Annotated in this window: 25 protein-coding genes; 14 read left to right on the forward strand and 11 right to left on the reverse strand. The window is 68.7% G+C overall.

Translation table 11 applies throughout. The features are described 5' to 3' along the window. Positions 1 to 168: 168 nt before the first annotated feature. Positions 169 to 456 carry a hypothetical protein gene (locus FSW06_RS06745; RefSeq protein ID WP_010122884.1) on the forward strand — a complete coding sequence of 96 codons (288 nt, stop codon included), beginning with the start codon at positions 169 to 171 and terminating at the stop codon, positions 454 to 456. Positions 457 to 659: 203 nt separating this feature from the next. On the opposite strand, the gene FSW06_RS06750 is transcribed toward FSW06_RS06745, so the two are convergent. Next, complete coding sequence (locus tag FSW06_RS06750) at positions 660 to 866, reverse strand: hypothetical protein (RefSeq protein ID WP_010122886.1); 207 nt, start codon at positions 864 to 866, stop codon at positions 660 to 662. A gap of 588 nt (positions 867 to 1,454) precedes the next feature. Here FSW06_RS06750 and FSW06_RS06755 point away from each other — a divergent pair. The 3 genes from FSW06_RS06755 (at position 1,455) to FSW06_RS06765 (ending at position 3,973) form a co-directional block, all read left to right on the forward strand. After that, positions 1,455 to 2,699 (forward strand): IS256 family transposase, encoded by a 1,245-nt coding sequence (locus tag FSW06_RS06755; protein WP_010122907.1) that lies wholly within the window; start codon positions 1,455 to 1,457, stop codon positions 2,697 to 2,699. Positions 2,700 to 2,873: 174 nt separating this feature from the next. Next, entirely contained in the window at positions 2,874 to 3,287 is a 414-nt protein-coding gene (locus tag FSW06_RS06760) for a hypothetical protein (RefSeq protein ID WP_010122930.1), read from the forward strand. 212 nt (positions 3,288 to 3,499) lie between these two features. Continuing rightward, positions 3,500 to 3,973 (forward strand): DDE-type integrase/transposase/recombinase, encoded by a 474-nt coding sequence (locus tag FSW06_RS06765; RefSeq protein WP_146881316.1) that lies wholly within the window; start codon positions 3,500 to 3,502, stop codon positions 3,971 to 3,973. Between the two features lie 57 nt (positions 3,974 to 4,030). Here FSW06_RS06765 and FSW06_RS06770 read toward each other — a convergent pair whose 3' ends face one another. Further along, positions 4,031 to 5,275: an IS256 family transposase gene (locus FSW06_RS06770; RefSeq protein ID WP_010122907.1), complete on the reverse strand. Its 1,245-nt coding sequence runs from the start codon at positions 5,273 to 5,275 to the stop codon at positions 4,031 to 4,033. 148 nt (positions 5,276 to 5,423) lie between these two features. Here FSW06_RS06770 and FSW06_RS06775 point away from each other — a divergent pair, with 148 nt between their 5' ends. Continuing rightward, on the forward strand, positions 5,424 to 5,774 hold the full coding sequence (locus tag FSW06_RS06775) for an integrase core domain-containing protein (RefSeq protein WP_146881318.1): 351 nt from the start codon (positions 5,424 to 5,426) through the stop codon (positions 5,772 to 5,774). 536 nt (positions 5,775 to 6,310) lie between these two features. Here the strand turns inward: FSW06_RS06775 and rplE are convergent. The 3 genes from rplE to rplN are packed head-to-tail and all read right to left on the reverse strand — an operon-like array spanning position 6,311 to position 7,572. Then, positions 6,311 to 6,880: a 50S ribosomal protein L5 gene (rplE, locus tag FSW06_RS06780; protein ID WP_010120739.1), complete on the reverse strand. Its 570-nt coding sequence runs from the start codon at positions 6,878 to 6,880 to the stop codon at positions 6,311 to 6,313. After that, a complete protein-coding gene (gene rplX / locus FSW06_RS06785; protein WP_010120741.1) occupies positions 6,880 to 7,194 on the reverse strand; it encodes a 50S ribosomal protein L24 in 315 nt (104 codons plus the stop codon). Before rplX ends, rplE begins: the two co-directional genes overlap by 1 nt. Positions 7,195 to 7,197: 3 nt before the next feature. Beyond that, entirely contained in the window at positions 7,198 to 7,572 is a 375-nt protein-coding gene (gene rplN, locus FSW06_RS06790; protein WP_010120742.1) for a 50S ribosomal protein L14, read from the reverse strand. Positions 7,573 to 7,896: 324 nt separating this feature from the next. On the opposite strand from rplN, the gene FSW06_RS06795 reads away from it, so the two are divergent. The 6 genes from FSW06_RS06795 (at position 7,897) to FSW06_RS06820 (ending at position 13,196) form a co-directional block, all read left to right on the forward strand. Further along, positions 7,897 to 8,298 carry a hypothetical protein gene (locus tag FSW06_RS06795; RefSeq protein WP_010120743.1) on the forward strand — a complete coding sequence of 134 codons (402 nt, stop codon included), beginning with the start codon at positions 7,897 to 7,899 and terminating at the stop codon, positions 8,296 to 8,298. Between the two features lie 375 nt (positions 8,299 to 8,673). Further along, the gene (locus FSW06_RS06800) at positions 8,674 to 9,042 is read left to right on the forward strand and encodes a hypothetical protein (protein WP_010120744.1); all 369 of its coding nucleotides are present in this window, start codon (positions 8,674 to 8,676) and stop codon (positions 9,040 to 9,042) included. A gap of 164 nt (positions 9,043 to 9,206) precedes the next feature. Next, positions 9,207 to 10,367 (forward strand): FecCD family ABC transporter permease, encoded by a 1,161-nt coding sequence (locus FSW06_RS06805; RefSeq protein ID WP_010120745.1) that lies wholly within the window; start codon positions 9,207 to 9,209, stop codon positions 10,365 to 10,367. Beyond that, on the forward strand, positions 10,364 to 11,476 hold the full coding sequence (locus FSW06_RS06810) for a FecCD family ABC transporter permease (protein ID WP_010120747.1): 1,113 nt from the start codon (positions 10,364 to 10,366) through the stop codon (positions 11,474 to 11,476). Before FSW06_RS06805 ends, FSW06_RS06810 begins: the two co-directional genes overlap by 4 nt. Beyond that, positions 11,473 to 12,294, forward strand: coding sequence for an ABC transporter ATP-binding protein (locus FSW06_RS06815; protein ID WP_010120750.1), 822 nt, complete (start codon positions 11,473 to 11,475; stop codon positions 12,292 to 12,294). The genes FSW06_RS06810 and FSW06_RS06815 overlap by 4 nt, the downstream gene beginning before the upstream one ends. Further along, on the forward strand, positions 12,291 to 13,196 hold the full coding sequence (locus FSW06_RS06820) for a siderophore-interacting protein (protein ID WP_010120751.1): 906 nt from the start codon (positions 12,291 to 12,293) through the stop codon (positions 13,194 to 13,196). The genes FSW06_RS06815 and FSW06_RS06820 overlap by 4 nt, the downstream gene beginning before the upstream one ends. 188 nt (positions 13,197 to 13,384) lie before the next feature. On the opposite strand, the gene FSW06_RS06825 is transcribed toward FSW06_RS06820, so the two are convergent. The 5 genes from FSW06_RS06825 to FSW06_RS06845 all read right to left on the reverse strand — a co-directional run bounded on the left by FSW06_RS06825 (position 13,385) and on the right by FSW06_RS06845 (position 20,075). Beyond that, entirely contained in the window at positions 13,385 to 14,584 is a 1,200-nt protein-coding gene (locus FSW06_RS06825; protein WP_010120752.1) for a lipase family protein, read from the reverse strand. Between the two features lie 235 nt (positions 14,585 to 14,819). Beyond that, entirely contained in the window at positions 14,820 to 16,004 is a 1,185-nt protein-coding gene (locus tag FSW06_RS06830; RefSeq protein ID WP_010120753.1) for an LLM class flavin-dependent oxidoreductase, read from the reverse strand. A 75-nt stretch (positions 16,005 to 16,079) separates the two neighbouring features. After that, positions 16,080 to 17,339 carry an MFS transporter gene (locus FSW06_RS06835; RefSeq protein WP_010120754.1) on the reverse strand — a complete coding sequence of 420 codons (1,260 nt, stop codon included), beginning with the start codon at positions 17,337 to 17,339 and terminating at the stop codon, positions 16,080 to 16,082. 13 nt (positions 17,340 to 17,352) lie between these two features. Further along, a complete protein-coding gene (locus FSW06_RS06840; protein ID WP_083827058.1) occupies positions 17,353 to 18,555 on the reverse strand; it encodes an esterase-like activity of phytase family protein in 1,203 nt (400 codons plus the stop codon). Between the two features lie 332 nt (positions 18,556 to 18,887). Next, complete coding sequence (locus FSW06_RS06845; RefSeq protein WP_010120757.1) at positions 18,888 to 20,075, reverse strand: low temperature requirement protein A; 1,188 nt, start codon at positions 20,073 to 20,075, stop codon at positions 18,888 to 18,890. Positions 20,076 to 20,252: 177 nt separating this feature from the next. Here FSW06_RS06845 and FSW06_RS06850 point away from each other — a divergent pair, with 177 nt between their 5' ends. The 3 genes from FSW06_RS06850 to FSW06_RS06860 are packed head-to-tail and all read left to right on the forward strand — an operon-like array spanning position 20,253 to position 24,198. Continuing rightward, a complete protein-coding gene (locus FSW06_RS06850; protein WP_010120758.1) occupies positions 20,253 to 21,623 on the forward strand; it encodes an FAD-dependent oxidoreductase in 1,371 nt (456 codons plus the stop codon). Next, positions 21,620 to 23,014 carry an LLM class flavin-dependent oxidoreductase gene (locus FSW06_RS06855; RefSeq protein ID WP_010120759.1) on the forward strand — a complete coding sequence of 465 codons (1,395 nt, stop codon included), beginning with the start codon at positions 21,620 to 21,622 and terminating at the stop codon, positions 23,012 to 23,014. Before FSW06_RS06850 ends, FSW06_RS06855 begins: the two co-directional genes overlap by 4 nt. After that, entirely contained in the window at positions 23,014 to 24,198 is a 1,185-nt protein-coding gene (locus FSW06_RS06860; protein ID WP_010120760.1) for an acyl-CoA dehydrogenase family protein, read from the forward strand. The genes FSW06_RS06855 and FSW06_RS06860 overlap by 1 nt, the downstream gene beginning before the upstream one ends. Before the next feature lie 111 nt (positions 24,199 to 24,309). Here the strand turns inward: FSW06_RS06860 and FSW06_RS06865 are convergent, their stop codons facing one another. Then, positions 24,310 to 25,251 (reverse strand): hypothetical protein, encoded by a 942-nt coding sequence (locus tag FSW06_RS06865; protein WP_010120761.1) that lies wholly within the window; start codon positions 25,249 to 25,251, stop codon positions 24,310 to 24,312. Between the last annotated feature and the right edge of the window lie 160 nt (positions 25,252 to 25,411).

Raw genomic sequence — 25,411 nt, forward strand, 5'->3', positions numbered from 1 at the left:
TGCCGGTTGCCGGTTGCCGGTTGCGCGTGGCGCCGACCGCACGCCGCGTCACGACGGATACACAACTCCCGCTTTCCGTGCCACGGTCGGGCCGAAATGTGTACCGGTCGTCACCATCTTTTCCTGTTCCGGTTGCGCGCGCCCCACGGGATCACAACACTGGACGCCATGACCTCGTACCTCCCGACCCATCTCCGCGGCATCGTCACCGAGTACATCGACGCGACGACCACCGCCGCGGACACGAACCAGTCCGCCGCACTCACCCTCGACGATGACGCGCACCTCATCGACGCCCATCTGACGGGCAACTGGGACGACGACGACCGGGAGCACAGCCGCAACGCGCACCAGACGATCCGCACACTGCTGGAGACCACGTCGCCGGACGAGCTCGCCCCGGTGCGCGACGAACTGTCCCTCGCCGCCGAGCATCTGCTGGGCCACGCGGGGTAGGTGTCCTTCCCGGCGACCCCACGATCCCCACAGCGCCCCGACATCGTCACCGATTCCGGACGCCGTGGGCTGGCGGGAGTGAAAACGGTGACGATCTCGGGGCGCAGGCGGTCTCAGCGGCGGCCGGCCTCAGTCCCGACAGTCACCTGCCCCCGACGGATTCCGTCGGGGGGCAGGTGCTTTTCTGAGACAGCGGGGGGATGTCAGAGGTGGAGCCCGTCGGCCATCCCGGCGATGTCACCGCGGCGGTCGTGGAAGCCCGCGCTGCCGCCGTTGCTGTTCACGTAGTCCTGGAACATGTCGGTGGCCCCGCCGGAACCGGCGACGTCGAAGAGATCGAGCTCGAAATTCACGAGGTTGATCCAGGGCGGCACGATGAAGTCGATGAAGGCGTTGTACAGCTCGATCATGGGGTGGCATTCCTCTTTTCCGGGGGTGATGTCAGGTGAGAAGAGTAGCAGGGGACGCCCCACCCCCACCCGGGAATGCAGAAACCCCGCACAGAAAACCGCCCGTCCCCGCAGGTGGGACAGGCGGCGCGCCGGTTGAACCGTCCGCCCCAGTACTCGCCGGGCCCGACCGCCCCGCCCAGCTCTCCCGGCCGTCCAGCTCTCCCGGTCTGCCCTAGACGCCCAGGACGCCCGGGACACCCAGGACACCCGAGTCGCCCGGGACGCCCGAGACCATGCCCCGCCCCCGCCTGCCATCAGTTCGTGCAGCGTGCCTTCAGTCCGGGGCACCCCAGGCCGGGAAATCGACCCGGACCGAAGGCAGCGGACACAAAGTGAAGGCGCCCGGCCCAGACCGAAGGCACCGCAGCGTCCGAGTCCCCCGTTCAGGCCCCGAGTCCGGTCGAGTCCCCTGCCGGCAGCGCAACTGGGTTACGTCCTCTAGCGTGGTGTATCTGTAACTGCCGGTGACCGCCCGTCCACGACGACGGCGACCACCGCAGGTACCTTTCGACTCAACTCCTACATATCCTCGAAAGGGACTCCACGATGGTCACCAGCCCTCATCATATCGACCCGTCAACCTACCTCGACGAACTGCTCACCCAGGCCTCCCCGGACCTGATGCGCCAGATGCTGCAGAGCTTCATCAACCAGATCCTGTCCACCCAGGCCGATCAGGTCTGCGGCGCGGACTACGCCACCACCAGCGAGTCCCGCACCAACACCCGCAACGGTTACCGTCACCGCGACCTCGACACCCGTGTCGGCACCGTCGACGTCGCCGTTCCCAAGCTCCGCTCCGGGTCGTTCTTCCCCGACTGGCTGCTGGAACGACGAAGCCGGGCCGAGCGAGCTTTGAGCACCGTCATCGCGACCTGCTACCTCAAGGGTGTCTCCACCCGAAGAATGAACGACCTGGTCGCCAGCCTGGGGATCACCAACCTGTCGAAGTCCCAGGTGTCCGAAATGGCCAGGGACCTTGACTCCATGGTTGAGGATTTCCGCCACCGCCCACTCGACACTGGGCCGTACCTGTACGTGTCCTGCGATGCGCTGACGATGAAAGTCCGCGAAGGCGGTCGGGTCGTGAAGACGTCGGTGCTGCTGGCGACCGGGGTCAACGCGGAAGGTTACCGGGAGTTATTGGGCATGCAGGTCGCCACGGCAGAGTCCGTGGCCTCCTGGACCGGCTTCTTCCGCGACCTGAAGGCCCGCGGACTGGACCAGGTGTTCCTGGTCACCAGTGATGCGCACCTGGGTATCCAGCACGCGATCGGTGAGGTCCTGCCGAACGCGTCGTGGCAGCGCTGCCGGACGCATTTCGCCAAGAACCTGTCGTCCATGGTGTCCAAGACCCAGTGGCCGACGTTGTCGGCGATGTTCCAGACGATCTTCCAGCAGCCTGATGCTGCCGCGGTGTGGGACCAGGCCCGTGAGGTCGTCAGCTTCTGTCAGAGCAAGTTCCCGCATGTCGCCGACTACCTCGAGGAAGCTCTCGACGAGCTGTTGGCGTTCACCAACACGCCGAAGGCGGTGTGGACCAAGGTCTGGTCCAACAACCCCACCGAGCGGCTGAACCGGGAGATCCGCCGGCGTACCGATGTCGTGGGGATCTTCCCTAACCGCGATGCGGTGGTCCGTCTGGTCGGGGCAGTGCTCGCAGAGCAGCATGATGACTGGATCCAGCAGAAGCGGTACATGTCGCTGACGAGTCTGGAGCATACCCGGACGGTGATAGGCGCCAACGTCATCGACGTCGACGGCGACGACCGGGTGCAGGAGGCAGCATGAGCGGAGCCCGTTATCAGGCCCGTGATGGTCCTTGACCTGGTGTCACGCGCTTTTGTTTCAGCGGAAGGGAGATACACCACTTCCCCGGACTTGACCGCGCAACTGTCATTGCGCCCTCTTTGCCAGGCTGTGTGTGAGTCACTCCGACTCCCGCACAGAAAGGAGTCCCCGGCGATGAGCATCGCACCGGGCTACACCAACGACCAGATCCGCGAGTTCGTCTACGAATACGACCGGCAGCCCCACGGCACGAAGGCCACATGGCTGGCAGGAACGGAAGTGTCCCGCGGCGTTCTCCGCCGATGGCGCTCCGCGGTCTACGACGGGGACATCGACAAAGGACTGGTACCCAGGGACAGTGATGGGGTGAAATCCTCCAATTCCCAACGCCGGGCCGTCGCAAGTCGGCAGGACACCGAAGCTCGTCGTATCGCCGAGCTGGAAAAACAGGTCGCCGAACTGAAGTCGTCCAACTCCAAACTGGAGGCGACCAACGATGCACTGGGAAAAGCTATCGGGCTCTTGCACGACTTGAACGCGCACGGGCCCGACGACAACCCGGATCAGACCAGGCCCTCCGATTCCTGAGGATCGACAATGACCTGGTCAACGAGCTGAAACGCCCGGAATACCTCGGATCTCTGCGCAAGGCACTGAACCTGGTCGACCTGGCCCGGTCAACGTGGCACTACCGTCACCAGCCCCGTACCACGGTCGCTGATCCGGTCCACCAGGCCGACCGGGCCTACGAGTCACGCATCGACCTGGCAGACCGGGCGGTCATCGCCGCATTGATCCAGTTGGCCTGGGCGGCCGGCAATTCGGTGGACTACGCGTTCGCCACCGCGTGGGACGCCGGGATCATGATCGCGTCGAAGCGGTCCTGGTGGCGCATCGCCGGTGACCTGGACCAGGCCACCCGCCCGGTTGCCCCGACGAGGGGCACCGGCACGTCGAAGAAGCGGCCCACACCGGTGGTGGTCGCCACCGGCCCGAACCAGGTGTGGAGTTGGGACATCACGGATCTGAAGTCGCCGTACGCCCGGAAGACGTTCAAAGCGTACTCGGTGATCGACATCTACTCGCGGATGATCATCGCCTGGCGGGTCGCCGACCGCGAGGACAAGTCTCTGGTCAACGAGATGTTCTCCCAGGCGATCGAGGCCTACGGACCTCCCGGGGTCGTGCACGCTGACAACGGGACGGTGATGAAGTCCAACGACCTGAAGAACCTGGGTCAAGTCCGGGGAAGTGGTGTATCTCCCTTCCGCTGAAACAAAAGCGCGTGACACCAGGTCAAGGACCATCACGGGCCTGATAACGGGCTCCGCTCATGCTGCCTCCTGCACCCGGTCGTCGCCGTCGACGTCGATGACGTTGGCGCCTATCACCGTCCGGGTATGCTCCAGACTCGTCAGCGACATGTACCGCTTCTGCTGGATCCAGTCATCATGCTGCTCTGCGAGCACTGCCCCGACCAGACGGACCACCGCATCGCGGTTAGGGAAGATCCCCACGACATCGGTACGCCGGCGGATCTCCCGGTTCAGCCGCTCGGTGGGGTTGTTGGACCAGACCTTGGTCCACACCGCCTTCGGCGTGTTGGTGAACGCCAACAGCTCGTCGAGAGCTTCCTCGAGGTAGTCGGCGACATGCGGGAACTTGCTCTGACAGAAGCTGACGACCTCACGGGCCTGGTCCCACACCGCGGCAGCATCAGGCTGCTGGAAGATCGTCTGGAACATCGCCGACAACGTCGGCCACTGGGTCTTGGACACCATGGACGACAGGTTCTTGGCGAAATGCGTCCGGCAGCGCTGCCACGACGCGTTCGGCAGGACCTCACCGATCGCGTGCTGGATACCCAGGTGCGCATCACTGGTGACCAGGAACACCTGGTCCAGTCCGCGGGCCTTCAGGTCGCGGAAGAAGCCGGTCCAGGAGGCCACGGACTCTGCCGTGGCGACCTGCATGCCCAATAACTCCCGGTAACCTTCCGCGTTGACCCCGGTCGCCAGCAGCACCGACGTCTTCACGACCCGACCGCCTTCGCGGACTTTCATCGTCAGCGCATCGCAGGACACGTACAGGTACGGCCCAGTGTCGAGTGGGCGGTGGCGGAAATCCTCAACCATGGAGTCAAGGTCCCTGGCCATTTCGGACACCTGGGACTTCGACAGGTTGGTGATCCCCAGGCTGGCGACCAGGTCGTTCATTCTTCGGGTGGAGACACCCTTGAGGTAGCAGGTCGCGATGACGGTGCTCAAAGCTCGCTCGGCCCGGCTTCGTCGTTCCAGCAGCCAGTCGGGGAAGAACGACCCGGAGCGGAGCTTGGGAACGGCGACGTCGACGGTGCCGACACGGGTGTCGAGGTCGCGGTGACGGTAACCGTTGCGGGTGTTGGTGCGGGACTCGCTGGTGGTGGCGTAGTCCGCGCCGCAGACCTGATCGGCCTGGGTGGACAGGATCTGGTTGATGAAGCTCTGCAGCATCTGGCGCATCAGGTCCGGGGAGGCCTGGGTGAGCAGTTCGTCGAGGTAGGTTGACGGGTCGATATGATGAGGGCTGGTGACCATCGTGGAGTCCCTTTCGAGGATATGTAGGAGTTGAGTCGAAAGGTACCTGCGGTGGTCGCCGTCGTCGTGGACGGGCGGTCACCGGCAGTTACAGATACACCACGCTAGAGGACGTAACCAGAACCTGCTCAGTGACCATGGTGTGCAGATGAGTCACAACCGGCCGTACGTGTCCAACGACAATCCGTACTCCGAGTCAGAGTTCCGAACGATGAAGTACCGGCCGGACTACCCGGGCGTCTTCGACTCACTCGAGGATGCCCGGACGTTCCTGCGGTCGTATGTGCCCTGGTACAACACCTGCCACAAGCACTCGGGAGTTGCGTTGTTCAGCCCGCAGGATGTCTTCGACGGGACGTGGAAGACCAAACACCAGCGCCGGGATGATGCACTGCAACGCTACTTCGACCGGCATCCGGAGCGGTTCCGTGGCAGGCCGAGGACCCGGAAGCCGGCGGAGGTCGTCGGCATCAATCACAGGCAGGAAGCAACGGTTTAGGGTCGGGTGACTCCACACAGCTTGACAGCGAGCGGCGGCAGGCCAAAACAGCGTCTGAAACGGCCCAGGACGCTGTTTTGGCCTGCCAGCTGACTGTTTGGCCTGCCAGCCGGGTGCATGGCCTGCCATCTCGACGCTTGGTCTGCCGGCTGAACACATGGCCTGCCGCGTGAGCAGCTGGCCTGCCGGCTGACTGTCTGGACTGCAGCCGGGAGATACTGCACTCGCCAGCACCGCTCACGGGGCTCAGGCGGTGACAGAGAGGTAAGTATCCGGCGTTCACCGCCCGCCGATGCCCCATACACTGCCCCATACACTGCCCCTCACAGCGCCCCCTACTTCGCCACACAGTGCCCCCGGATACACCACTCCCCAGCACCGCGGGCGAACCCGGAACCGGTACTGGGGAGTGGTCGAACTGCTGGAACTGCCACACAGTCAGGCGCACGGCACCCCGGCGACCCGAAAGTCGAAGTGGGCACCGAAAGCACAGCCACCACACCGACCCGGAGGCCGGCGCAGTCGCCGCGAACTGACTAGTTGCTGCTCTCCGCCGTCTTGAACGGGAAGCCGAGCTGCTTGAGCAGGGCGCGGCCTTCGTCGTTGTTGGTGGCGGTGGTCACCACGGTGATGTTCATGCCGCGGGGACGGTCGATCGAGTCGACGTCGATCTCGTAGAACATGGACTGCTCGGAGAGACCGAAGGTGTAGTTGCCGTGGCCGTCGAACTGCTGGTCGGAGAGACCCCGGAAGTCGCGGATTCGCGGCAGGGCCACGGTCAGCAGACGGTCCAGGAACTCCCACATGCGGTCGCCACGCAGGGTGACGCGGGCGCCGATGGGCATGCCCTCACGCAGCTTGAAGTTCGAGATGGCCTTCTTGGCGGTGCGGATCTGCGGCTTCTGACCGGTGATGAGGGTCAGGTCCTTGATGGCACCGTTGATCAGCTTGGAGTCGCGGGCAGCCTCGCCGACACCCATGTTGACGACAACCTTGGTGACGCCGGGGATCTGCATGACGTTCTTGAACTCGAACTCGGCGTTCAGCGCGTCGCGGATCTCGGACTTGTAGCGGGCCTTGAGGCGCGGAGTGTAGTTGTCGCTCATTAGATGTCCTTCCCGTTACGACGCGAGACGCGGATCTTCTTGCCGTCCTCGTCGAAGCGGTAGCCGACGCGGGTCGGGTTACCGTCGGAGTCCAGGACCATCACGTTGGAGACGTGGATGGGGGCTTCCTGGGTGACGATGCCACCGGACTCGGCGCCACGCTCGGGGGCGGAGTTGGCGACGTGCTTCTTGATGCGGTTGACGCCTTCGACGAGAACCTTGTCGCGGGCCGGGTAGGCCTCGATGACGCGGCCCTTGGCACCCTTGTCGGGGCCGGAGATGACGAGGACGGTATCGCCCTTACGGATCTTCATGGACTAGATCACCTCCGGGGCGAGAGAAACGATGCGCATGAAGCGCTTGTCGCGCAGCTCGCGGGCGACCGGCCCGAAGATGCGGGTACCGCGGGGGTCGCGGTTGTCGGCGCCCTTGATCAGGACGGCGGCGTTCTCGTCGAACTTGATGTAGGAGCCGTCCGGACGACGGGTCTCCTTCTTGGTGCGCACGACGACGGCCTTGACGATGTCGCCGGCCTTGACGGTGCCACCGGGGGTGGCGTCCTTCACGGTGCCGACGACGATGTCACCGATACCGCCGGCCCGTCGCACGGATCCGCCGAGCACGCGGATGACCAGGATTTCCCGGGCACCGGTGTTGTCGGCGACCCGCAGACGCGATTCCTGCTGAATCACTGGAGTCTCCTTGTAGACCTAGTAGTTCTGCGTGCGTGGGATTACCGACCCTCACGCACATGGTCTGTGCCGTCGCGGCCGGCGTGCCGGGCACTCTGAGGTGCGCGGCGGCGCGTGACCGTACGGACAACCGCCCCAGTATCACACGGCAGGACGCCGTGCCCCAAATCCACGTGAACCGGGGTGGACAGCAGGTGTGACGCCGCGTTACACCGTGGTGTTTTTCACCCCCGAAAGTGGTAGTGATTCAGGTCACCCTTCCATTGTCTTGTTAGGCATTGTTAAGGTCGCTCAGGAAACATCATCTACCTGAGAGGGTCCCTCATGACCATCAAGAAGAGCCTCGTTGCCCTGGGCACCGCCGCCACTGTCGCCATCGCCGGTACCGGCATCGCCAACGCCGCCGAGACCCCGGGCGGCGGAAACGAGATGGGAGACGGCTCCACCGCCGGCTCCGCTTACCTCGAGCAGAACGCTGACATCTTCGGTTCCATGGCCCCGACCTCCGGCGTCGGCGACAAGGACCCGGCCCCGCTGGGCTCCTTCGACGGCGACGGCAAGTTCGACTACGGCAAGGCCACCGAAGCCCTCGTCGGCCTCGCCGTCGGTGCCGGCGCCATCACCACGATCGCCGGTGCCTACTCGGCCGTCGTCAAGGCCTCGGACACCTTCCAGGGCACCGTCGACGACACGATCGCCTTCCTGCAGAGCCAGGGCATCCTCTAACACAGGACCCCCGCCTGCGCAGCACTCGCGCTGCGCTATGCAGCACATCAGCTGCATGTAACCCCGGACTCAGTCCGGGGTTATTTTTATACCCATTTAGTGATTTCGGCACCCGCACCGCTGTTTCCCCAGGCCACAGTGCAGAAACCACCTCGAAACCCCCGATTTCGGCCGACAGCACCCGTCACCAGCACCGGGCGATACTCTCAGCAACCTCGGTCCCCCTCTCCCACCTGCGCAGACACCTCCAGAAATCGGCGAAAACCGGCTCTATTCAGGGGCGCGCTCTCTCAGAATCTATCTGTTGCGCGCTTCCGACCGGCGGATAGGTTGATGGATGTCCATTTCCCCTCACGACCCTCACGAGGAAAAGCCATGACCATGAAGAAGACCCTGCTCGCACTCGGTACCGCCGGAATCGTCACCATCGCCGGAACGGGTATCGCCAACGCCGAGACCCCGGAGACCGCCGACACCACCACCCCGCCGACCCAGGGCTCCGCCGATGCCTCCGCCGACCGCGATGTCTTCGGCTCCGTCACCGGTGCCGACGCCCTCGGTTCCTGGACCGACGGTCAGTTCGACTACGGCAAGGCCACCGACGCACTGGTGTCCCTCGCCGTCGGCGGCGCCGCCATCACCACGATCGCCGGTGCCTACAACGCCGTCGTCGGCGCCTCCGACACCTTCCAGGGCGTCGTCTCCGACACCCAGGCCTTCCTGGAGAGCCAGGGCATCCTGTAGGAACGCCGCACCGCAGGCACACTCGACCCCTGCACCTCCCCGTCCGCCCCGACCGGTCACCGGTCGGGGCGGACGTGTCGGTCCTGACGGCCGAGCATTGCACCATCCTCCCGGCGACCGTAAGGTAAACCTGTCCTGTTGCCGATGAGAAAGGGCGTCCGCCCATGAGCCCGGGGACCTCCTCCCCACCCGGAACACCCGGCCACCAGACCGGAACCTCCGGAACCCCGGCAGCGTCGGCGTCCCCGGCCACCCCGGCAACCTCAGCCGCCACGGCACCGTCAGCACCCTCAGCGACCAGGGCACTGCACCGCCGCCGACTCGGTGGCCTGGTCCTCCTCGCCGCCCTGCTCGTCATCGGCTTCATCCTCAGCCTCGCCTTCGGCTCCCGCGACATCCCCATGGACGTCCTCATCGACCGACTGAAGCAACTGCCCGGCGCCCTCGGAGACGACACAGTCACCGACCCCGACCTGCAGGTCATCGCCCAGCTGCGCTGGCCCCGCACCCTGCTCGCCATCGTCGTCGGCGCCGCCCTCGGCGTCGCCGGAGCCCTCATCCAGGGCCACACCCGCAACCCCCTGGCCGACCCCGGCATCCTCGGCATCACCTCCGGCGCCTCCCTCGCCGTCGTCATCAGCTTCGCCATCTTCGGCGTCACCGGCATCTTCGCCACCTCCGTCTGGGCCTTCGTCGGCGCGGTCCTGGCCACCGTCGCCGTCTTCGCCCTCGCCTCGGCGTCCGGCGGCACCGTCAACCCGATGACACTCATCCTCGGCGGCGCGGCGATGAACGCCGTCCTGCTGGCGATCATCTCCGGCTTCGTCCTCACCGACGACAACAACCTCGACCGGATGCGGTTCTGGACCGTCGGCTCCGTCGCCGGGCGCGACATGTCCATCTTCTGGGGCGTGATGCCCGTCATCGTCATCGGCCTGCTCCTCGCCTTCGCCACCGGACCCCAGCTCAACCTGCTGAACCTCGGCGACGACGTCGCCACCGGCCTCGGAGTGAACACCCGGCTCGCCCGGATGCTCGGCATGGCCGTCATCGCCCTGCTCGCCGCCGCAGCCACCGCCGCCGCCGGCCCCATCTCCTTCCTCGGACTGCTCATCCCCCACCTCGTGCGCTCCCTCACCGGCCCCGACTACCGCTGGATCCTGCCGTACTCCGCCCTCGCCGGCGCCGTCCTGCTCATCTACGCCGACGTCCTCGGCCGCGTCATCGCCCGCCCCGGTGAACTCGAGGTCGGCATCGTCCTCGCCTTCGTCGGCGCCCCACTGTTCATCTGGATGCTCGCCCGACGCAAGGTGGTGGAACTGTGACCGGCCTCTACCGACGGTTCACCGACGCCTACGTGACCGACAGCGGCGTCCCCGGGCGTCCCGCCTTCCGCATCGGACGCCTGTCCACGGTGTGGCGGCCCCGCCAGTTCCTCGTCACCGTCGGCCTCATCGTCCTCGGGGTGTTCCTGTTCGCCCTGTCCATCGGACTCGGCGACTACCCCCTCAGCCCCTGGCGCGTGCTCGAGATCGTCTTCACCAACGGCGGCACCCGCATCGAGCACCTCGTCGTCTTCGAGTGGCGCATGCCCCGCACCGTCACCGGCATCCTCGTCGGCTCCGCCCTGGGCGTCTCCGGCGCACTGACCCAGTCCGTCACCCGCAACGCCCTGGCCAGCCCCGACATCCTCGGCATCACCACCGGCGCCTCCGCCATGGCCGTCACCATCATCGTCCTCGGCGGCGGCGCCGGCGGATTCATGGGCTGGCTCGCCGGCGTCGGCATCCCGGTCGCCACCCTCATCGGCGGACTGCTCACCGGCGTGGTCATCTGGCTGCTCGCCTACCGGCGCGGCATGGACCCCTTCCGCCTGGTCCTCTCCGGCATCATCATCTCCGCCCTGCTGACCGCCTACATCAACTTCCTCATGACCCGCGCCGACCTGCAGGACGCCTCGCAGGCCCAGATGTGGCTCTCCGGCTCCCTCAACAACGCCGACTGGGGCAAGGCACTCCCGGTCATCGTCATCATCCTCGTGCTCACCCCGCTGTTCGTGTGGATCGCCTTCCAGCTCCTCGCCAACGCCCTCGGCGTGGACGTCGCCAAGGCCCTCGGCCAGAACGTCACCCTCGTCCAGGGACTGCTGCTGGTCATGTCCGTCGTCCTCGCCGCCGTCGCCGTCTCCGCCGCCGGCCCCATCGGCTTCGTCGCCTTCGTCTCACCCCAGGTCGCCCGCCTGCTGTGCGGACGCCCCACCCCGCCCCTCATCGCCTCCGGCCTGTTCGGTGCCTGCCTCCTGCTCGGCGCCGACATCGTCACCCAGTCCCTGCTGCCCGTCGAACTGCCCGTCGGACTGCTGACCTCCGCCGTCGGCGGCGTGTTCCTCATCTACCTCCTCGTCAAGGCCAACCGGAAGACCACCACCCCATGACCCACCCGCACGACATCACCGCCACCCACCTGAAAGTCGGGTACGTCCCCGGAACGCCGGTCATCCCCGACTTCACCGCCACCATCCCCGGCGGCAAGGTCACCACCATCATCGGCCCCAACGGCTGCGGCAAATCCACCCTGCTGCGCGCCCTCGGCCGCCTGATGCCCTCCGACGCCGGCGACGTCCACCTCGGCGACACCGACATCAGCGGAATGCGGCGCAAGGACCTCGCCAAGATCATCGGCGTCCTGCCCCAGTCCCCGGTCTCCCCGCCCGGCCTCATCGTCGCCGACCTCGTCGCCCGCGGACGCCACCCCCACCAGTCCTGGCTCAACCAGTGGTCCTCCACCGACGAGGAGGAGGTCATGGCCGCCCTCGCCATGACCGACGCCACCGACTTCGCCGACCGGTCCGTGGACTCCCTCTCCGGCGGCCAACGCCAGCGCGTGTGGATCTCCATGGTGCTCGCCCAGCACACCGACGTCCTCTTCCTCGACGAGCCCACCACCTACCTCGACCTCTCCCACTCCATCGAGGTCCTCGACCTGGTGAACCGGCTGCGCGAGGAACTCAACCGTACAGTGGTGATGGTGCTCCACGACCTCAACCTGGCGATCCAGTACTCCGACAACCTCATCGTCATGCACTCCGGCGAACTCGTCGCCACCGGCACGCCCGCCGAGGTCATCACCGAGGACCTGCTCAAGCAGGTCTTCGATCTGGACGCCGTCGTCGTCGACAATCCCGTCGACGGCGGACCCCTCATCGTCCCGCGCACGAAGCACGGCACCACCAGCCCGGAAGGAGCCGAGTGACCACCACACCACCCACCGCGGTCCGCGACCGCGACCTGCACACCCACCCGCAGCGGGAGGACGGTGAGATCGACCGGCTGCTCGGCAACGGCGGCTACCGCATGATCCCCGCCACCGTCACCGCCAACGACCTCATCGCCCCCAACCTGCGGCGGCTCACCCTCGCCTCCCCCGTGCTGCGCGGACTCACCCTCACCGGACCCGACGAGTACGTCGGACTGCTCATGCCCGTGCCCGGCGTCCCGCTGCCGACCCCCGCCAGCGTCGACGTCGACGGACTGAACATCCGCGCCGCCGTCGCCGACCTGCCCGAACAGGAACGGCCCGGCCTGCGCTGGTACACCATCCGCCACTTCCGGCAGGACGCCGGTGAGATCGACCTCGACGTCGTCATGCACGACGACCACTCCGGGCCCGGCTCACTGTGGTGCGCCGCGGCCGCCCCCGGCGACACCGCCGGCATCTGGCTGTGCAACGCCATCTGGATCCGCCACGCCGACCGGCCCCTCTTCGTCGCCGACCCCTCCGCCGTGCCCGCACTGCGCGCCATCCTGGAGTTCACCGCCGACCACCACCCCGACGACCTGGCGAAGTACCACGTCTACGTCGTCGCGCACTCCCCCGACGACCTGGAGGCCGGGCTCGCCGAGGAATGGGAGGAGAAGGTCGGCTCCCTGAAGATCATCTACGCCGCCCCCGGGATGGAGAAGGAGGCGGTCACCACGCAGCTGCGCCGGGCGGCGGCGTCCGACGATCCCGCGGCGGCACCGGAGTACGTGTGGGTGTCCGGGGAGGCCGGCCTGGCCAAGGAGGTCCGCAAGGTGGCCGTCGACGAGCTCGGTGTGGACCGCGACTTCGTCGACTGGGTGGCGTACTGGATCGAGGGGCGGCCGCGGCCGTAGGGGGCGGTGCTCACTCGCCGCGGCGCTCGCTCACTCCCCCTCCGCGACCGGCCACCTTCCCTGTCCCCGCCACGGGGGTCGTCGACAGGTCGGTGCGACTGACCCCTCGACCAGCCCCTTCGCCACCGGGGTCGTCGACAGGTCGGCGCCACCGACCCCTCGACCAGCCCCCTCGCCACGGCGGTCGGCTACCCCGCGAAGATCCGCGCCACGAACGGGTCCGAATCAGCCAGCGACGTGTTCACCGTCCCGCTGTGGTCCTGGTCCGGGTACAGGTGGAACTCCACCGGCTCGCCGTTGGCCTTCAGGTGACCGGCCAACGCGATCGCCCCCGGCCCCACATCGGTGTCCAGCGCCCCCTGGCCCATGAACACCGGGGCGTCATAGCCGGACTCCGGCACCCCCATGTAGTCGCGCAGGGCGTCCCGGAACCCGGGGATGTCCTCCAGCGGGCGGGAGAACAACTTCCCCACCTGCACATTCCCGTCCCGGATGACGTCAGTGATGCCACCGTCCCCGTCACACACCGGGCCCTCCGCGGTCGCCACCCAGTCATGCCCGTAGGGCGTCAGGTACGAATCCACGTCCCACTCCGGATGCGAGGTCCGCAGCCCGGAGACGATGTAGAGCAGGTAGGTCGTCAACGTCGGCGACGGATTCCGGTACTCCACCGGGAACGCCGGATCCTGCAGCGGACGCATCACCAGCGGCAGCAGCTCCTCGATGTACGCCGGCACACCCGTCGCCACCGCACCCCGGTACGACAGGCCGTCGGCACTGCCGCCGAACTCGTTGGCGTAGCGGGCGGTGATCATCGCCGCGCCACCACCCTGCGACTGACCGACCACACCCCACCGGTCGCCGAGCTCCGCGTAGGTTCCGGACGCCGCCTTCACCGCGTCCACCACATTGTGTGCCTCCACCTTCCCGTTGAGGTACGGGTGGTCGCCCGGTGTGCCCAGCCCCGCATAGTCGGTCGCCACGATGGCATAGCCCTGGTCCAGCCAGTGCCCGAGGTACGCCCAGTCGCGGTCCACCGCCCCGGGGCCGTTGGTGGAGTAGGCGCAGACGTCGTTGAGCCCGACAGTGCCGTGCGCCCAGGCCAGCACCGGCCAGCCGCCCTCCGGTGCCGGTCCGGTGGGCAGGTAGACCGCTGCGGAGGAGGTCGTCGGGGCGTCCTGCGCGCCGGTGGTGGTGTAGGTGAACCGGTGCGCATCACCCGCGGCCGGCGGGACCGCCTGCGCCGGGATGTCGAGCTGCTCCAGGAAGGACGCCGCCGCCGGGTCCGCCTGGGCCGGGGCGGCGAGGGTGGTCAGGCCCAGGCCCGCGGCGGTGAGCAGTCCGGCGACGAGGGTGCGGGGACGGTGTGTTGCGGTGGGAAACGTCATACCGGTCACCCTAGCGGTGGTGGCAGCGCGCGGCAGGGGATGCGGCCGGTGGCCCCTGCGGCAGGCCAACTGACGGTCCGGCAGGCCAAAACCCTGCCGGAAGGCCCTCCGGACGCTGTTTTGGCCTGCCAGGAGACCGGATGGCCTGCCGCAGCGGTGGCCCGATGGGGCTACTGGGGTTGATGTGCTGGTGGGAACAGTGGGGCTGGTGGAGCCGGGGTGAAGTGTCAGATGGTCAGGCGGTCACACCCGCACCCACGCCGGCACCCGCGAACGCCGGGCCGTGGTTCGTCACCCCGAACCCGCGCCGGCGCAGCGCCGGCACCAGCCCCTGCCCCACATGGAACGTCTCCTCCAGGTGCGGATAGCCCGACAGCACCAGCTCATCCACCCCCTGCGCCACATACTCGCCGATCAGCGCCGCGACCTCGTCATACGACCCGACCAACGCCGTACCCGCCCCACCGCGCACCAGCCCCACCCCGGTCCACAGTCCCGGATACACCTCCAGGTCATGCGGATCCCCGCCCTGCACATAGCCCGCGCCACGGCCGTGCAGCTCCGAGATCCGCCGCTGACTCTCCGACTCGGAGGCCGCCAACTTCTCCTGCGCCGCCGCCACAACCTCCGGCGACACCTTCTCCAGCAGCTCCCCGGCCACCCGCCACGCCTCCTCCCCGGTCGGCCGGGCGATGACATGCACCCGCAGCCCACCACTCACCGTCCGACCGTGGGACGCCGCCTCCGCCCGCACCGCCGACAACTTCTCCCCCACCGCCGCCGGAGGTTCGCCCCAGGTCAGATAGGTCTCGGCGCGGCGTCCCGACAACGCCACCGCGGCGGGTGACGTCCCCGCGAAGTAGATCGGCGGATCCGGCTCCGGACGCACCGGCAGCAGCGCCCCGTCAGCGTGCACGTACTCCCCGTCGAACGAGACCGGCTCCGCGTCATTCCACAACCGCTTCCACAGGTCCACGTACTCGCCGGTGCGGGCATAGCGCTGCGCCTTGCCCAGCCCGTCGCCGTAGGCCGCCAGCTCCGCCGGCTCCCCACCGGTGACCAGGTTGATCGCCAGGCGTCCACCCGACAGGTTCTGGAACGTCGCCGCCGACTGCGCCTCCTTCAACGCCGACGCCACACCCGGGCGCACCGCCACGAGGAACTTCAACTTCTCGGTGACACCCACCAGGGCCGAGGCCACCACCCACGGGTCCTCGCACCACAGGCCCACCGGCACGAGCACCGACTCGAAACCGTTGTGCTCGGCGGCCAGCGCGAGCTGCCGGAGGTAGTTCAGGTCGACGGTGCGGTCACCGTCCGCGGCGTCCGGCCCGGTGACCAGGCCCCCGGGGCCGCCGCCGGCGACATGCCGCGAATCGAGGAACGGGGGCAGGAACCAGTGCAGGGTGAGGCCGGTCATGGTGCCCGACCCAACCACCCGCCGGCAGGACGCCGCCACCGATCCGGTCGCCGCGAACCGAACCTCAGCGCCCGCTCAGTTCGCCGCGGTCAGCTCGTCCTCGATGACCGTGTTCTTCCCCGCGAGCACGCCCAGCACCCCCATCAGCACCGCGATGACCGTCAGCACGGCGATGATCCCGTCCCAGTTGCCGACCTTGTCGTAGACCACCCCGATGACGAACGGGCCCAGCCCGGCGATGAAGTACCCCACCGGCTGCACGAAACCCGACAGCCGCGCCGTCACCAGCGGCGACCGCGACCGGGCCGGGATCAGCGCAATGGCCGTGGGGAAACAGAAACCGCCCAGGCCCAGCAGCACCGACCACAGCAGCGGCACCATCGACGGCGCCAGCCACATCCCCAGCCACCCGGCCGCCGTCAACGCGGCGAACAGGGCCGGGAACGGCCGCAGGTCCTTCACCCGGTCGATGACCGTCGGCATCACCACACCGCCGGCGATATTGAACGCGCCGATGACCGCCAGCCCGATGCTCGCCGTCGAGGACGCCACCCCGCTGTCGGTGTACATCGTCGGCAGCCAACCCATCTGGATGTAGGCGTTCATCGCCTGCAGTCCGAAGAACAGCATGAGGAACCGCGCCGTCGGCGAGCGCCACAGGGACGTCGCCCGCAGCGTCTCCTCGGTCGACGATGCAGCGCCGTCAGTGCCGTCAGCTTCCGCAGCCTCCTCGGCGGCGTCCAGCGGCGAGGCGCCCGGCACATCCCGCCCGGCGCGCACCACCACCACGGCCCACGCCACGACCTGCAGCACCGCCAGCACCGCCCACACGAACAGTGCCCACTGCCAGGCCGAATCCCCGTCGAACCACAGTGCCGACAGCGGCCCCACCGCCCCCGAGACGCCCAGCATCGCACTGTAGATCGTCATCAGGGCGACGGCGTGGCGTCCCCCGTGCGTCTTCACCCACGCGGGCAGCAGCACATTGCCCAGCGCGATACCGCCGACGACACACGCGGTGAGCACGAGGAACACCGCGATATTCCCCACCCACGGGCGCACCGCCAGCCCGACGAGGGTGAAGAGCATGCCGAGGAACAGGGACCGGGACAGCCCCAGCCGGCCCGCCAACGGCACCGCCGCCAGGCCCATGATCCCGAAGAACACGCCGGGCATCGCCGTGATCGCCCCGGCCAGTGACCCGGACGCCCCGAAGGCGTCCAGCACGTCATCGAGCACCGGGCCGAGGGAGGCGATCCCGGCGCGGAGGTTCACCGCGGCCACCGCGACGACGATGACGGCCAGGGCGACGGGGATACTGCGGCGTTTCAACACCCCAGGGACCCTACTACTCCCCCACACCGGTCACCGTCACGGTGTGGACCAGTGAGCGTTGACCGGCACCGAAATTGTCGTCGGTGCCGATGAGCAGGGTGTCCCCCACCCACGCCAGCGACTCGGCATTGTCCACGTTCCTCGCGCCGACGACCGACCCGAGGTCCAGCAGCCGCTGCTTGTGGACCGGCCGGGCGGCGTCCGGGATGCGGTCGGCACCGAGCACGTCGGACGCCCCGTCGAGTGTGATCCGGTACAGGGTGACCACGTTGCCGACATCCTTGCGCCAGCCGCGTTCCAGGGTGAGCAGGCTGCCGTCGGGGGCGGCGATCATCTCGGAGGCGCCGGTGGTGACGCCTGCAGCCGGGTCGACGGCCTTGCTCAGCGGGTACGCGTACTCGGCGGTCGGGGTTCCGGTGGTCGCGTCGTAGACGGTGAGGCGGTTCAGGGCGTCCTGCTGCAGCGGCGCCTCGGTGAGGACGAAGGTCCGGTCGCCGCGGACGGCCAGGGCCTCGTAGCCGGCGTTGGGACGCAGCCGGTGATAGTCCGGCAGCCGGTAGGTGAACCTCGCACGGCCGGTGGAGTCGGCGGCGGTGACGGTGGCCGGGGCGCCCAGGGATTCGTCGCCCTCACTGCTCCACACCATGCCGTCGGGGGTCAGGCGGATGCTCTCCGGGTCGACGGTGCCGGGGCGGTACGGTGCGCCGCCGGTGTCGGTGAGTACCAGCGGCGCGCCTGCGGTCACGTTGGTGAGGGTGGTGGGGCTGGTGCTGGTGGGTGCGGTGGGTGCGGTTCCGAGGGTGACGTCGAGGGGATAGGCCCGTACCGGGCCGCGCTGACCACGGTCGTCACTGAGTGCGAGACACCGGACGGTGGGCATGGTGGCCGTGGTTGCGCCGGCCGTGATGCCGGGTTCACAGTCCATCCCCGAGAGTCCCCCGACCGGGACGCGGGCGAGCAGTCCACGTCGGGTGGCGGTGAGGTCGGTGTGCGCCGGGTCCGCCAGGTCGACGGTGCCGGTATAGGTCGCCCGGACCGGGGAGTCGACCGGGGATGTGGTCGCGGGGCCTGCGGCATCTGTGGCGGGCTGAGCCGGAAGAGTCGCCGGATGCAGGGCCGACACCGCCCCGGCACCCAGCCGGGCAAGTGCCGAGAGCGGGGTGACGAGCAGCGCACATGTGGCCACAACCGACACCACCGCCGCTCTACTCTTCATGACCTTTCGTCACCCTCCGTCATCCTTCGTCTTTCCTCGTGATCGTTCGTCACCATTCTCGCCCCTCATGCCCCGTCAATGGCCGGTCATGCCCTGTCAACACGCGGCACCGTACACGGCGCGACACGGTACGGCTCTGTCCCACCCACAGTCCGCCCACGGTCCGCCGCCCGGGTCCGGCCGGTGTCGACGGAACGAACCGAGAGGCGGAAAATCTGCCCGCTCAGCAGCACCTGGGTTCGTTCCATCGACCTCGAGGGGCAACCACCGACCTGTGGGTTCGTTCCGCCGACATCACGGGGCGCGGAGTCAGGTGGCCGACCTGTCGGGTTCTATCCGTCGACATGGTCGGCCGCCGCTGGCCCCGACCCCGGCGCGCGCACCACCACCGCCGCCACCATCACCGCGACGACAACCGCGGTGAGCACCACCGGGACCGGCACCAGCGGATCCAGCAGCACCAGCACCGCCCCCACCGGCAGCACCGTGTTCAACACCCGGTCCCCGGCAGGCAGCACCGAGATCCACCACACCACCAGCACGAACACCGCCACCGGTACCGTCACCGCGAAGTCCGAGGCCACCTCCCCCAGCCTCGACTCCCCGGACAACGAACTGATCTGCGTCTCCACCCCCGCGGAGAACGCACCCGCCGCCGCGAAGACGATGTAGTGCACGTAGCCGAAACGCAGGGAGCGGGGCAGCGTCGTGACCTGTTCGGCGTGCGGGGCGCTGAAGTAGATCCACCACAACCCGGCGGTGACGACGAAGGCGAGGATCCCCAGTCCGACAAGGCGGACCGTCGGAACCCCGGCACCCGCGGCGTCCCCACCCTCGCCCGAGCCGGCGTGCAGCGCCTCGATGACCGCATTCGCCGAGGCCAGCAGCGATTCACCGAGCAGGATGAGGGTGAATCCGCCGTAGCGGTCCGCGATGTGCTCGGGGTGCCAGGGGGTGCGTCCGGACCGCTCCGCGAGAACGGGGACCGACAACTCCGCCAGGATCAGGACGATGAACCCGGGCATGTGCAGAGCCCCGGGGATCCACAGCCAGGCGATCCACAGCACCTGGACGATGACGATGCCCACGGCGTAGCGGGTCGCGGCGCGGCCCGCGGCACCACCGGCACGGGAGGCCCGGATCCACTGCCCCACCATCGCCAGGCGCATCACCACGTACCCGGCGACCGCGACGGTGAAGTTGCCGTCGTCGAACACCGGGGAAATCCCGGCGGCCAGCACCAGGACGCCACCCATCTGCAGGAAGGTCATCACCCGGTACAGCCAGTCGTCGTTGTCGAAGCTGGTGGCGAACCAGGTGAAGTTCATCCACGCCCACCACACCGCGAAGAAGACGCACAGGTACGAACCGAGAGCCTGCAGGGTGCTCTCCGACCCGGCCACGAGATGTTCGTGCAGGGTGGAGGCGGCGATGCTCACCGCGATGACGAAGACGAGGTCGAAGAACAGTTCCAGACTGCTGGCGGCGCGGGAGGGTTCCGTGGCGTCCCGCGGACGCATCGGGGACAGCAGAAGCCGTGGTCGACGGACGGTACGGGCACCGTGGGGTGATGGCGGGGCGGTATCCATGCCGGGGAGACTACGCCGACCCGGGCGCACCGGTGGGCCGAATGTCGTTCCATTCATGCCGCGCCGATCCGTGGCCGCACCGGTAGACCGAATGGTCTACTCGGCCCCATGACCACAGCAACCCACCCCACCACCCGCTCAGTCGCCGTCATCGGCGCCGGACTCGCGGGAACCGGCGCCGCCCTGGCACTCACCCGCGCCGGATTCCGCGTCGACCTCTACTCCGACCGCACCCGCGAGGCCCTGCGCGACGACGTCCCCGCCACCGGCACCGCCATCCTCTTCGGCGCCTCCCGCACCGCGGACGCCGAGATCATCGCCGACCGCTACGCCGACAACCCCGCCGCCCACTTCAGCGCCGGCGCCGCCGGACTCGCCAGCGACAGCAGCAACAGCAGCGACAGCACCGGCGTGGCCTCCTTCCCCGCCTCCTACACCTACGAAGCCCAGTCCGTGGACGCCCGGCTGCGCGCCGACGACCGCCTCGCCGCCTTCCTCGACCTCGCCGGCACCACCGGCAACCGTTTCCTCGTCGACCCGGTCACCCCCGACAGCCTCGACACGATCGCCGGCACCCACGACCTCACCCTCGTCGCCACCGGCAAGGCCGGCCTGGCGGACGCCTTCGCCACCGACACCGACCGCACCCCCTACACCGGACCGCAGCGCCACCTGCTCACCGTCACCGCCACCGGCCTGCCCTCCGACCACGTCTTCACCGGCCGCACCGGGGGAACACAGTCCGACCGGCTGACCGACACCGACGGGAACCCCGCCAACAACTCCCTGCTCTCCCTCCATGAGGAAGGCGAAGTCTTCGCCGGCCCGTACCTGCACAAGGACGGCCTCGCCTCCTGGGTGCTGCTCGCCTGGGCGAAGCCCGGCACCGCCACCGAACAGGCCTTCCACTCCACCTCGGACGCCGCCTCGGCCCTGCAGACGCTCAAGGACCTCCACCACCGCGAGTTCCCCGACATCGCCGACGACATCGACCGGCTGCAGCCCGTCGAATCCGACCCCCACTCGTGGTTGAAAGGTGCCGTCACCCCGCGGGTACGGCGTCCGGTCGGTGAGACGGCCTCCGGGCATCTCGTCGCCGCCCTGGGGGACACGGCCATCGCCGTCGACCCGATCGCCGGGCAGGGTGCGCAGCTCGGCGACCGGCAGGTCGCCGCGTTGACCGCCGGGCTCACCGCCGCGGCGTCCGACGGGAAGGAGTGGGACGCCACCCTGCTCACCGACCTGTTCGAGCGGCACTGGGAGGACCACGGCCGCGCCGGGGTGGCGGTCACGTCCCTGTTCCTCGGCGACCCGCTGTATGCCGAGGTCGCCGGCGCGTTCTTCGGCAACGCCGGCGCGGACCCCGCCTACGCCACCGGCCTGTTCAACCTGTTCTCCGAGCCCGCGCCGGCGATCACGCTGCGTACCGCGGCGGATGTCGCCCGCTACGTCGACGCGTTCCGGAAGGTCACCGCATGACCACCCGCCACATCCGTCTCAACGCCTTCGACATGACCTGCGTGGTCCACCAGTCCCCCGGACTGTGGCGCCACCCCGACGACGAAGCGCACCGCTACAACGACCTGACCTACTGGACCGAACTGGCGCAGCTGCTCGAATCCGGTTACATCGACAGCCTGTTCATCGCCGACGTCCTCGGCCTCTACGACCTCTACGGCGCCTCGCCGGACGCCGCCCTGAAAGCCGGCGCGCAGGTACCCGTCAACGACCCGCTGCCGCTGATCAGCGCCATGGCCGCGGTGACCGACCACCTCGGCTTCGGGCTGACCACCGGCACCGCCTTCGAGCACCCCTTCCCGTTCGCCCGGCGCATCACCACCCTCGACCACCTCACCGGCGGACGCCTCGGCTGGAACGTCGTGACCGGCTACCTGCCCTCGGCGGCGGAGAACACGCAGTCCCACAGCCAGCTCGACACCTTCGACCACGACGCCCGCTACGACCACGCCGACGAGTACCTCGAGGTGCTCTACAAACTCTGGGAAGGCTCCTGGGAGGATGACGCGGTCCTCGCCGACCCGCTGACCGGCGTGTACACCGACCCGACGAAGGTCCGCCCGATCAACCACCACGGGCCGCACTACACGGTGCCCGGCATCCACGTCTCCGAACCCTCACCGCAGCGCACCCCCGTCATCTTCCAGGCCGGGGCCTCCGACCGGGGCAGCACCTTCGCCGCCACCCACGCCGAAGCCGTCTTCGTCGCCGCCCCGACACAGGAGAAGCTCGCGGAGGTGGTGCGCACGCTGACCGCCAAGCTGGAGGAGGCCGGCCGCTCCCGCGAGGACGTCGTCATCTACGCCCTGTTCACCGTCATCACCGACGCCACCGAGGACGAGGCGCAGGCCAAGCTCGCCGAATACCGCCGCTACGTCGACCCGGAGGGCGCCCTGGTGCTGATGTCCGGCTGGATGGGCGTGGACTTCGCCGGGTTCGACCTCGACGACCCGGTGGCGGGCATCGAATCCAACGCCATCCAGTCCGCCGTCGCCGCCTTCCAACGCTCCGCCGGCGAGGAGGGCCGGGAGTGGACCGTCCGCGAACTCGCCGAGTTCGGCGGCATCGGCGGTACGGGACCCGTCGTCGTCGGCTCCGGCGAGTCTGTCGCCGACCAGCTGGAGGACTGGGTCGCGGCGACCGGCGTCGACGGGTTTAACCTGGCCTACGCCGTCACCCCGGGCACGTTCCGCGACGTCATCGAGCATGTCGTGCCGGTGCTGCAGGCCCGCGGCGAATACCCCACCTCCTACGCCGACGGGACGCTGCGCCACCGGCTGTTCGGCAGCGACCGGGTCCGCCCCGGCCACCCCGCCGCCACCCACTCGTTCACCCCGACAGGAGCCCAGTGATGACCACCGCACTTCCCACCGACGCCGACCTCACCGACCGGTTCCGCCCCGTCCTCGACGCGATCGCCGTCGGGGCCGCCGACCGCGACCGCAACCGCGAACTCGCCACCGAACAGATCCGCCGGCTGCGGGACGCCGGGTTCACCGCCCTGCGCGTCCCCGTCGAGCACGGCGGCCTGGGCGCCACCGTCCGGCAGACCTTCGGCCTGCTCACCGACCTCGCCGCGGCGGACTCCAACATCACCCAGGCGTTGCGTGTCCACTTCTTCACCGTCGAGGGGTTCGTGGCGTCCGGAAACGAGGACGCCCTGCGGCGCGTCGCCGACGGCGTGATCTACGGCAACGCGATCTCCGAGAAGGGCGTCGGATCCGTCGACCGGTACCAGACCGCACTGACCCCCGACCCCGCCTCGCCCGGGGACTACCTGCTCAACGGCACGAAGTACTACTCGACCGGCACGCTGTACGCCGACATCATCAGCGTCGCCGTCGACCTCGACGGTGCGCGCGCCACCGCCGACGTCCCGGCCCACGCCGAGGGAGTCCACCAGTTCGACGACTGGGACGGCTTCGGGCAGCGGCTCACCGGCTCCGGCACGACCCTGTTCGAGAACGTGAAGGTGCCGGGTGCCGCCGTCGTCGAGGGCGGCTACGGGGACGCCGGGCACGTCATCGACACCTCCTACCTGCAGCTGTTCCAGCTCGCCGGGTTGGCCGGCATCGCCCGGCGCGCCGCCGACGACGCATGCGACCGGGTGGCGACGCGCGAGCGCACCTTCTCCCACGCGCCGGCGGACCTGCCGCGTGAGGATCCGCTGGTGCAGGCGACGCTCGGGAAGGTGTACTCGGCGGCGTGGCTGGCCCGCACCGCGGTCCTGGCCGTGGCGGACGCCATCGCCGCGTCCTTCGCCGACCCCTCCTCCGTCGCCGCGGTCGACCACGCCGAACTGCTGGCCGCCGAAGCGCAGGTCACGCTGATCCCGCTGGTCCTCGGGGCGGTCGACGAGGTCTTCGAGACCGGTGGGGCGTCCATCGTCTCGGAGAAGCTGGACCTGGACCGGCACTGGCGCAACGCCCGCACGCTGGCCGTGCACAACCCGGCGGTCTACAAGCAGCAGGCGGTCGGGAGGTTCGCGCTGACCGGCGAGGGGCTGCCCTTCGCGTGGAGTGCCGGGGTGCGGTAGCCCCGTGCGGTGTGTCCCTGCCGGCGCGTCCCTCCCCTCCTTCCCCGATATCGTCACCGAACTCACCGGGACCGGCCCGTGGCGTCCGGAATCGGTGACGAATTCGGGGACTCACCGGAACGCCGGGAACAACGGATGCCACCACCAGAACGGATGGTCGGTGCGCAGCAGCCCGTCCCGCCGCCACCGGGGCCGGTGGGCAAGGTTGTACCGGACCGTGTCCGCCACCTGCTCGCCGACCAGGTCCGGAACCGCATCGACGCACACGTCCGCGTACCGCAGCACGGTCCACCCCCGGCGCGTGGCGGCATTCGCCTTCCACCGGTCGCCGGCGAACGTCCGACTGTCCCGCCGTTCCCCGTCCGCCGCGTGGTAGGCGTAGCTGTCGATCTCCACCAGCACCCGCGCCTCCGGGATCACCACGTCGAACCGGTAACCACCGACCTTCGCGTTCACCAGCACGGTCACCTCCGTCCCGCCGAGCTCGGCGAGGATCGCCCGGACCGCGCGCAGTTCCAGCTTGCTCGCCGTCCCGGTGACCACCCCGTCCAACAGGCGGGACGCCGCTGCCCGGCGCCGCGGTGGCATCGCCGCCATATCCTCGGCGAGGATGTCGTTGCCCTTCGCGCCGGTGTAACTGCGGGTGAGGAAGTCCACCAGCTCCGCCCGGTTGTGGCCGAGCTCGGCGAGGTCGACGGCGGTCTCGACCGGGGTGGTGACGTACAGTCCGTGGATCTTCCGGTGGCGCCGCACCCGCCCGGTGCCCAACTCCAGCTGCGGACCGCCGTGATGGCTCCCCCGCCGCCAGGTCCGCCCCGTCGCCGGCCAGGTCATCGGACCGAGACCGTAGATGAAGGCGGCGGTCTCCCCGGTGTATGTCAGGTTCCGTTGCCGGATGCGCATCGCCTCGAGCCGCACCAGGTCGGTGGGCGGTTCGCGGGTGTACATGCCCCAGGCCACCCGGTGGAGTTCGCCGCGTGCGACGGCGGCGGTGATCGCCTTGCCCGAGCCGTAGCGGCGCAGCAGTTCCCGTCGACGCAGAAATCTGGCCATTGTTCCCCCCTTTGCGACGGCGCCCCTCGCTGTCGTCGGGGTCGACCGTAACCGACGGGGAGCCGGCCTGTCCGGCGTTCCGGTGATCTGCCATGCCCGTTCCCCGAATTCGTCACCGATTCCGGACGCCACGGGCCGGTCGCGGTGAATTCGGTGACGA

The organism is Corynebacterium nuruki S6-4, assembly GCF_007970465.1.
Lineage (GTDB): Bacteria > Actinomycetota > Actinomycetes > Mycobacteriales > Mycobacteriaceae > Corynebacterium > Corynebacterium nuruki.